Source organism: Mycoplasmopsis felis ATCC 23391 (assembly GCF_000701865.1).
GTDB lineage: Bacteria > Bacillota_I > Bacilli_A > Mycoplasmatales > Metamycoplasmataceae > Mycoplasmopsis > Mycoplasmopsis felis.
Genome location: NZ_JNKA01000030.1, coordinates 1 through 8408 on the forward strand (window position 1 = coordinate 1; position 8408 = coordinate 8408).

At 26.9% G+C, this 8408-nt stretch carries 12 protein-coding genes and 1 rRNA gene; 2 read left to right on the forward strand and 11 right to left on the reverse strand.

Annotated elements, in window-relative coordinates; genetic code table 4:
* On the forward strand, window positions 1-395 hold a 395-nt coding region (locus T405_RS03210), incomplete at its 5' end, for a restriction endonuclease subunit S (protein ID WP_198763727.1).
* A 211-nt stretch (window positions 396-606) separates the two neighbouring features.
* Here the strand turns inward: T405_RS03210 and T405_RS03215 are convergent.
* Window positions 607-816, reverse strand: coding sequence for a hypothetical protein (locus tag T405_RS03215; RefSeq protein ID WP_036431148.1), 210 nt, complete (start codon window positions 814-816; stop codon window positions 607-609).
* A gap of 379 nt (window positions 817-1195) precedes the next feature.
* On the opposite strand from T405_RS03215, the gene T405_RS03220 reads away from it, so the two are divergent.
* Window positions 1196-2482 (forward strand): ATP-binding protein, encoded by a 1287-nt coding sequence (locus T405_RS03220; RefSeq protein ID WP_036431151.1) that lies wholly within the window; start codon window positions 1196-1198, stop codon window positions 2480-2482.
* 133 nt (window positions 2483-2615) lie between these two features.
* Here the strand turns inward: T405_RS03220 and rplQ are convergent, their stop codons facing one another.
* The 10 genes from rplQ to T405_RS03270 form a co-directional block, all read right to left on the reverse strand.
* Window positions 2616-2978 carry a 50S ribosomal protein L17 gene (rplQ, locus tag T405_RS03225; protein ID WP_036431155.1) on the reverse strand — a complete coding sequence of 121 codons (363 nt, stop codon included), beginning with the start codon at window positions 2976-2978 and terminating at the stop codon, window positions 2616-2618.
* Window position 2979: 1 nt separating this feature from the next.
* Window positions 2980-3990: a DNA-directed RNA polymerase subunit alpha gene (locus tag T405_RS03230; RefSeq protein ID WP_036431158.1), complete on the reverse strand. Its 1011-nt coding sequence runs from the start codon at window positions 3988-3990 to the stop codon at window positions 2980-2982.
* A 32-nt stretch (window positions 3991-4022) separates the two neighbouring features.
* Window positions 4023-4412 (reverse strand): 30S ribosomal protein S11, encoded by a 390-nt coding sequence (rpsK, locus tag T405_RS03235; protein WP_036431161.1) that lies wholly within the window; start codon window positions 4410-4412, stop codon window positions 4023-4025.
* A gap of 2 nt (window positions 4413-4414) precedes the next feature.
* Window positions 4415-4783, reverse strand: coding sequence for a 30S ribosomal protein S13 (gene rpsM / locus T405_RS03240; RefSeq protein ID WP_036431164.1), 369 nt, complete (start codon window positions 4781-4783; stop codon window positions 4415-4417).
* A 13-nt stretch (window positions 4784-4796) separates the two neighbouring features.
* A complete protein-coding gene (gene rpmJ, locus T405_RS03245) occupies window positions 4797-4910 on the reverse strand; it encodes a 50S ribosomal protein L36 (protein WP_036431167.1) in 114 nt (37 codons plus the stop codon).
* A gap of 12 nt (window positions 4911-4922) precedes the next feature.
* Window positions 4923-5141: a translation initiation factor IF-1 gene (gene infA, locus T405_RS03250; RefSeq protein WP_036431170.1), complete on the reverse strand. Its 219-nt coding sequence runs from the start codon at window positions 5139-5141 to the stop codon at window positions 4923-4925.
* A gap of 1 nt (window position 5142) precedes the next feature.
* Window positions 5143-5889 (reverse strand): type I methionyl aminopeptidase, encoded by a 747-nt coding sequence (map, locus tag T405_RS03255; protein WP_036431173.1) that lies wholly within the window; start codon window positions 5887-5889, stop codon window positions 5143-5145.
* 73 nt (window positions 5890-5962) lie between these two features.
* Window positions 5963-6604 (reverse strand): adenylate kinase family protein, encoded by a 642-nt coding sequence (locus tag T405_RS03260; protein ID WP_036431174.1) that lies wholly within the window; start codon window positions 6602-6604, stop codon window positions 5963-5965.
* The gene (gene secY / locus T405_RS03265; protein WP_036431177.1) at window positions 6598-8016 is read right to left on the reverse strand and encodes a preprotein translocase subunit SecY; all 1419 of its coding nucleotides are present in this window, start codon (window positions 8014-8016) and stop codon (window positions 6598-6600) included. Before secY ends, T405_RS03260 begins: the two co-directional genes overlap by 7 nt.
* Before the next feature lie 154 nt (window positions 8017-8170).
* Window positions 8171-8408, reverse strand: a 23S ribosomal RNA gene (locus T405_RS03270); the annotation flags it as partial.

Below are 8408 nucleotides of genomic sequence, written 5' to 3' on the forward strand. Positions count from 1 at the left end.
GAGATATTTTTGTTACAACTTCTTCTGAAATACCAGAAGAAGTTGGAATTACATCGATTTGACCTTTTAAAGATAAGGAAAATATATATTTAAATTCATTTTGTTTTGGCATAAGGTTAAACAACATAAATAATTATTATATAAACTTCCTTGCATACAACTTAAGAAACAATGAACTAAGAAAAGACATAGTTTTACTTGCTCAAGGTATTTCAAGATTTAATATATCTAATAGAAGATTTATGAAACTAAATATTCTATTACCGAATATTTCCGAACAACAAAAAATCGGAGATTTTTTTAGTAATATTGATACCCTAATCAATCTTTACCAATCTAAAATCAACAAACTTAAACAACTCAAAGCAGCATTATTACAAAAAATGTTTGTATAATTTATATAACCTTATAAAATAAAATATATCTGTATTATCTGAATTATTTCAATTTATGATATTATGAAATTTAATATGAAAAGTGTCATTTTTATCCACATATACAAAATCATCTTTTCTATTTTATTTTCAAATAAAATAGAAAAAGTATCCAATAATGTCGAACAAAGTAAATGATATAAAAAAGTTAAATGTTGTTTATTATTTCAATCTATGATTCTAAAATCCAATTGAATTTTTCTTCAAAATCATTTGATTTTAATTTCAAAATAAAATGTTGTTTATCTTTTATCAATAAATTAGATTTATATTTATTGATAAAAGAAATAACATCATCAAATTCTGTTATAACAATTTTATATTTTTTATAATTTAAATAAATATTATTTATACCTCTTATTTTATTATAAGATCATAACATTTTCTGATTTTTTACTTTTATTTAAAAATACGCTTAGATATTTTTTAGCCTAAACGTATTTTTAAATAAAAGTGAGAAACTAAGGTAATTATAAAAAGTGACAAAGTTGAGGTTATTTTACAAAATAATAAAGATTTAAAGATTTTGTCTACATAAAAGCAAATGAGAAATTTCAAGAAAAAAAATTATTTAGAACTGTTTACAAACATTTTAAAATAATCAAATGAATAATAAAAAAATAGCAAAAAAAGATTTACATTCTATGTAATAAGTGAGTTCCTTTGTTTCTCAATTATATATAAAAACATAAAATATAACTTATTAGAAAAGTTTAAGTTAAAAAAGGTGTAAATACACTTAAATTTTACTTAGGAGAAAAATGAATGTTAATCGTGATTTTTATTTAAACAAATTAATTAGTAAAATGCATAATAATAAAATTAAAATTTTAACCGGTATAAGAAGATGTGGAAAGTCATATTTATTATTTAATTTATTTAAGGAATATTTAATTTCTCAAAATATTAACAGTAAACAAATTATTACAATTTCATTAGAAGATATTGAAAATATTGAATTAAGAAATCCCATTAAGTTAAATAACTTTATCAAAAGTAAAATAGAAAATAATCATCAATATTATGCTTTTATTGATGAAATACAAATGTGTTCTGGAATAAAAAACCAATATGTTGAAAATGGTGATGAAATAACATTTGTTGATACTTTATTAGCATTAATGAAAATCAAAAATCTTGATATCTACATAACATGAAGCAACTCAAAAATGTTATCTTCACAAGTTTTAACACAATTTAGGGGGCGTGGAGATAGAATACATGTCAATCCGTTTAGTTTCAAAGAAATAAATAGATTGTTTGAAAATAATAATACTGCATTAGAACACTATTTAGTATATGGTGGAATGCCTTATATTTATTCTTTAAGTAATTTTAAAGATAAGAATTTATACTTAAAAGACTTGTTCGATCATACTTATATTAGTGATATTTTAGAAAGAAATAAACTAAAAAACAATAAAGACATTATTGAAATTTTATTAGATTTTGTATCTTCAAATATTGGTTCCTTAACTAATCCAACTAAATTATCAAACAGGTTTTTATCTGAAAAAAAGATTAACTTAGCTTCTAAAACAATTTTGAAGTATTTAGATTGTTTTCAAGAATCATATTTAATCAGCAAAGCTGATAGATACGATGTAAAGGGTTCAAGGTATTTTTCTACACCTGTAAAATATTATTTTAGTGATGTTGGCTTAAGAAATGCTAGGTTAAATTTTAGACAAATTGAATATACACATTTAATGGAAAATATTATTTATAATGAGTTATTAGCAAGAGATTACAATGTAGATGTTGGTGTGGTTGAAATACAGTCTAATATAGATAATAAACGTAAAAAAGTTCAACTGGAAATAGATTTTGTTGTTAATTTAGGATACAAAAAATTTTATATTCAGTCTGCTTTTAATATTGAATCTGAACAAAAAAGGGAACAAGAGACTTTATCACTAAGAAAAATTAACGATTCATTTAAGAAGATTGTTGTTTTAAAAGATAATATTATTCCATATCATGATGATAATGGAATATATTATGTAGGACTAATACAATTTTTACTTGATGAATCAGTTATGCAATAATTACCTAGTTAAGCGGTGCACAGATTTAACTACACTTCCCGTTATTAAAAAAATGTTTGTATAAAAAATAAAAAACAACTAGTTTTTTACTAGTTGTTTTATTATAAAACCTTAAAGCTCATTGTATGTAAAATTAAACTAATTCGATAATAGCCATTCTTGTATTATCACCTAAACGTTTTGGTAGTTTAATAATTCTTGTATAACCACCATCTCTTTCTGTGTATTTTGGTGCAATTGTGTCAAATAAATATTTTAATACATTTTGTTTTTCATTAACTTGAATATCACGTACATAACTTGCTACAGCACGTCTATTTGCTAATGTTGGGTTTTTAGCTTTTTGAATCATTCTCTCAGCGTGTCTTCTAACTTCTTTTGCTCTTGTTAAAGTTGTTTTAATGTGTCCATGAGCTAATAATTCACTCACTAATGAACGCATAACACCATTTCTTCATTTTGTATCACGTGAATAAATTTGTGTTGGGTTTGCCATATTATTCTTCTCCCTCTTTTAATTTATAACCAAATTCTTCAATTTTTTTAATTATTTCATCTACAGACTTTTTACCTAAGTTTTTAATGTTTTCAAGATCTTCTTTTCTCATAGAGGTTAATTGACTTACCTTCTTGATACTTGCTTTTCTTAATGCATTTAATGAACGAACACTAAGACCTAAATTGACAACATCTAAATCATCTTCAGGTTTTTCTTCTTTTTCAACTTTTGGTTCTTCGAAAATACTTACATTTTCCATTTTATCAACATCACCTATTACTCCAAAGTGACCAATCAAGATCTCAGAAGCATTTTTTATAGCTTCTTTTGCTGACACAGTTCCGTGAGTAATAACTGTAAATTCTAATTCTTCTTCTATTTTAGGTGAAGATGAGTTTAATTCTCTGACATTATAAAATACTTTATTAATTGGTGAAAATTCTGAGTCTACTGCTATAAATTCACCTTTTTTGATGTTGCTTTCTAGTTGTGATTTGACTTGTGGGTTGCTAATATAAATTTTATTTTCTTCAAATGACATAAATCCGCGTCCAACTCTTAAAAACATTTCAAGTTTTAATGCATTAGGATTTGAAACTTCTGCTATATGCACTGAAGTATCAACTACTTTTACTGAAGGATTAGAAATTTCTAACTTACCAGCTGTTATGATATTTTCTTCATTTGAATGTAAAGTTACTTTAACTATTTCATCATCTGCTACTAAGTTTGAATTATATGTGAACTTAACTTGACGTAAATTCATAATTAACTTTGGAACATCTTCTACTACATCTTTAATAGTTCCGAATTCGTGTTCTATTCCTTCTATTCTTACACAAAATGGTGCAAGGGATGTAATTCTCGATAATAAAACTCTTCTTAAAGCAACACCAATTGTATTAGCCATCCCTCTTTCAAGTCCTTGTAAGGTAAATACTGTTTCGAAGTCATTTTGTTGTTTAAAAACTGGTTTTTCTCTATAAGATAATGGTTGCATTTTTTCCATATAAATCTCCTTGAAAATATTTTGGTCTTAAATTATTTTTTAGCACGTTCACGTTTTAAAATACGTTTTGGTGGTCTAGTTCCGTTGTGTGGAACCGGTGTTACATCTTTAACTTCAGTTACTGTAATTCCAGCAACTTCTATTTGTTTTCTAGCTGCATCTTTACCTGCACCTAGTCCTTTTAATTCAACTTTAACACTTTTAATACCATGTTCTTTTGCTGCTTCTGCTGCTGCTTGAGCTGCTAAACCTGCTGCATATGGAGTTTTTTTCTTTGTACCTTTGTATCCAATTGCTCCTGCTGAAGATCAAGCTATAACATTACCATTTTCATCAGTAAATGTAACAATTGTATTTTGATTTGAAGAGTGAATATGTGCAATTCCGCTAACAATATTTTTTTTCTTTGTTTTACGTGCCATTATTATTTACCTTTCTTTCCAGCAACTGTTTTTCTTGGACCTTTACGTGTACGAGCATTCTTTTGAGTTGATTGACCACGAACTGGTAATCCTTTACGGTGTCTAATTCCACGGTAACATTTAATTTCCATTAAACGCTTAATGTTTAATGTAACTTCTCTACGTAAATCTCCTTCTGTTGTATATTCTTTTGCTGCTTCACGAATTCTTGATAATTCTTCTTCACTTAAATTTTTAACACGAGCATCTTCACTTACTTTTGCCTTTTGACAAATTTGTTGTGCTAATGTTTTACCAATTCCATAAATGTATGTTAATGAAATAACAACACGTTTATCATTAGGAATTTCAACGTTTAAAATTCTAGCCATTTATTTCTCCTTTTTAACCTTGTCTTTGTTTGTGTTTTGGATTTATACAAATTACACGATTTACACCTTGACGTTTGATAATTTTACAATCTTTACAAATACGCTTTACACTTGCTCTAACTTTCATTAGTTCTCCTTTTTATTTGTGACGATATACTATTCGTCCTTGAGTTAAATCATAAGGACTCATTTCTACATCAACTGTATCACCTGGTAAAATACGAATATGATTTACTCTCATTTTTCCAGAAATATGAGCTTTAATTAATGCACCGTTATCTTCAAGTTCAACTGTATATAAATCAGTAGTATGAGCTTCTTTAACGATTGCTTTAAATTTTATTGCATCTTTTGCCAAATTATATTCCTTTCGTAAGAACTATACCTTTACCATCTTGTATTAAAACAGTATGTTCATAATGAGCCGTTCTTGTATTATCAGAACTAACTATTGTTCATCCATCATTTTTTTGTTTGATATAAGGGGTTTGAGTAATCATTGGTTCAATACAAATTACCATACCATCTTTTAGTAATGGACCTGTTCCTTTTTTACCTGTATTATGAACATCAGGATCTTGATGTAGTTTCTTACCTATTCCGTGACCACAGAATTCATTAGGAGTGAATAAATTATGTTTTTTTATGTATTCTCCTATTGCATAACTGATATCACCTACTCTAGCGCCTTTTTTAATTGATTTTAAACCTTCATTGAATGCTTCTTTTGCTACATTTATTAGTTTTAAATCTTCTTGAGAAACATTACCAACTGGTTTTGTAAAAGCGCTATCACTGTTATAACCTTCTCATATACATCCTAAATCAACACTAATTAAGTCTCCGTCTTGGACAATATAATCAGAAGGAATACCATGGATCAATTCTTCATTAACTGAAATGCAACTTGTTGCAGGAAATCCATACAATCCTAAAAAAGCAGGTTTTGCATTTCTTTTTATAATTTCTTTAAAAGCTAATTGATCAATATCTTTTAAAGAAACCCCTGGTCTTATAAAGTCTCAAACAATTTGTTTTACTTCTGCCAAGATAGAACAACTTTTGGTTATTTTTTTTATTTCTTCTTTATTAAGAATTTGTATCATAAATAACCTCCATCATTTTCTAAAAAAGTAATAAAAATGATACTTTTATAAAAAGTATCATAATTTTACCATTTTATTTAAGTATTTCAATAACTTTTTTTGCTACATTTTCAGGTTCTTCAATTGCTGTAATTTCAACTAAACTATTATCATTTTTATAATAACTTAGCAGTGGTTTGGTTTGTTCATTATAAATTGATAGTCTATTAATTATTTTTTCTGGTTTATCATCATTTCTTATTAACAATTGTTCGTTATCTATATCACAAACACCTTCTTTTATTGGTGGTTTAAATTTAATGTGATAACCTGTTCCACATTTTGTACAAACCCTTCTTCCGCTTAATCTTTCCAAGATAATAGATTCAGGTACTGTTAATTCAATAACCTTAAAATTTAAATCTGGGATATTTTTTAAAAACTCTGCTTGTGCAATTGTTCTTGGAAAACCGTCTAAAATAAGATATTTATTTTCTTTTTTTAACTTTAAGATAGCTTGTTTTACTATTTCGTTAGTTATTTCATCAGGTACATAACCACCTGAATTAACATAAAATTCTACTTTTTTTCCTAGCTCAGTTTTGTTAGATATTTCGCTTCTAAAAATACTCCCTGTTGATAAATGAACTAATTCAGAATTTTTTGCTATTAATGAAGCAACTGTTCCTTTTCCAACACCGGGTTGTCCCATAAAAATTAAATTTTGTTTTATCATAATAAACCTTCGCTATCTTTTGAAACATCTAGATAATTCTCAAGATTTTCAACATTTTGAACTGTTAGTCTTTTTGCTTTTGATAATTTATTTGTTTTATTTCTTGCTCTTAATTGGTCAATAGTTTCTAATGATGTAGAAACTAAAATCATCATACCAGTACCACCGAAGGCTATCGTTTGAGGGAGAATATTTGCCATTATTTCGATAAATTGCATACTTCCTAGCACCAATAAAAACATTGATGAAAAAACACTTAATCTAAAAACTACTGCTATTAAATAATCTTGTGTTTCTTCACCTGGTCTTATACCAGGAATAAATGTTGTATTTTTTGTAAAATCTTCAGCTATTTTATCTACTTTAGATTGCTGAATTCCCATCAATAAAGAAAAGACGAATATAATTATTATTAATATACTAAAACCTATTGGTTGTGTAAATTGTAAATTAGTATTAATTCATTGTTTTGATGGACTTGTATTAGGTAATATGTTAGCGATCATAGAAGGGAAAGATAATACCATCATCGCAAAAATTATAGGCATTATTCCGCCAGGGTTTGCTTTAATAGGTAATTTACCCATTTCTTTACGGTTTTTAGATCTTCCTTCTCCTACTTGTTGAATAGGAATATGTCTTTCAGCTATATAAACTATTGTAATAATAAAAATAATAAATACATATATAATTACATAACTAAAAAAACTGACCACACCTTTAAGTAAGGTATTATCGTTATAATCACCTATATAATAAGATAATGCTGATTGAAATTGGAAAGGTAATCTATTTGCTATACCTGCAAATATTATTAAACTAGTACCATTTCCAACTCCTTTATTAGTTATTTGTTCTGAGATAAATAATGCTAATAAAGATGCTGCAACTAATATTAAAGGAATAATAAAGTAAATTAATGTGCTTTCGCTAAAATAACTAGTTCCTACAACTCTTATAAATATTGAATCTCCAGTTGATAAGGTTCTAGTTAGCATTATAGCTTGAGGAAAAGCAATAATTAAAGTCACAAATCTAGTAATTATATTTATCTTGATTCTTCCTTGAGGTCCACTTTGACTTAGTTTATGAATTGGTGGGAAGATTTTGGATTGTAGAACCATCATAATTAATGAAGCATTTATAAAAGGGCTTATACCTAAAGCAAAAAATGAAAATTGTCTTAAACCACCTCCCCCTATTAAATTCAATGTATTTAAGAATGAATTTTCTGATAATTGATTAGGGTTGGCAATGCTTATGAAGGGTGCTGTAATAGTTGTTCCTAAAATAAAAATTGTTAATAGAAACAGTGTATAAATAATCTTTTTTAATAAAGTTTTTGTTTCTCAAAAACTCCTTCATTTGTGTGATAATTTATATCAAAAACGTGAAAAAATAAGCAATTTAATCTCCTCTTTAATAATATTTTAATTATATTAAATTTTCGCTTTTTTGTAAATCATTAATATACATTAAATAAAATAAAAAAATGCCCATTTGGGCTTTGTTCTTTCAAAACTGAATAGTAATTAATAATTCATTAAAATGTCTGAATACATTTTAACTTTTAAACCTATCAATTTATTAGTAATGGTCAGCTGAATGTATTACTACACTTACACTTCCATCCTATCAACCTCGTAGTCTACAAGGAATTTCAAGGGAATACTTATCTCTGAGGAGGCTTCCCACTTAGATGCTTTCAGCGGTTATCCCTTCCGTACTTAGCTACCCAGCTATGCTCTTGGCAGAACAACTGGAACACCAGCGGTACGTCCACTCCGGTCCTCTCGTACTAAGA